1 protein-coding gene is annotated in these 449 nt (G+C 73.3%); it reads right to left on the bottom strand.

Going from position 1 to position 449, the window contains the following annotated elements; genetic code table 11:
* A partial coding sequence (locus tag ACFHW0_RS31790; protein WP_416613320.1) for a phosphopantetheine-binding protein occupies positions 1–449 on the bottom strand: 449 nt, incomplete at both ends.

Raw genomic sequence — 449 nt, 5'->3', positions numbered from 1 at the left:
GTTGTTGGGCGAACGACAACACCCGACCCGGCGACGACGCCACACCGGCCGGCAGCACCGGATCCGGCTCGCGCGGTTCCTCCGCGTCGGACACGACCGGACCGTCCTCGCCGCCGACGGCCGACGGATCGGCCGCCACCTCGTCCCGCAGGCTGTCGGCCATCGCGGCCACGGTCTGGGCCTCGAACACGATCGCCGCAGAGACCGGCACGCCGAGGGTTTCGCGTAGCCGGGCGGCGATCATGGTGGCCTGCATGGAGTGCCCGCCGAAGGCGAAGAAGTTGTCGTCGCGGCCGGGCGACCGACCGATCACGTCGGCCCACACCTGCGCCACCTGCCGCTCCAGGGCGTCACGGGGCGGCTCGCCGCGCGCGGTGAGATCGGGTGCGGGGAGTGCGTTGCGGTCGATCTTGCCGTTGCGGGTGAGGGGGAGGTGGGGCAGGGCGATG

It is taken from the genome of Micromonospora sp. LOL_025, from assembly GCF_048060285.1.
Taxonomy (GTDB): domain Bacteria; phylum Actinomycetota; class Actinomycetes; order Mycobacteriales; family Micromonosporaceae; genus Micromonospora.
The sequence above is the reverse complement of the archived record's forward strand: the minus strand, read 5'-3'. Positions and strand labels throughout refer to the sequence as shown.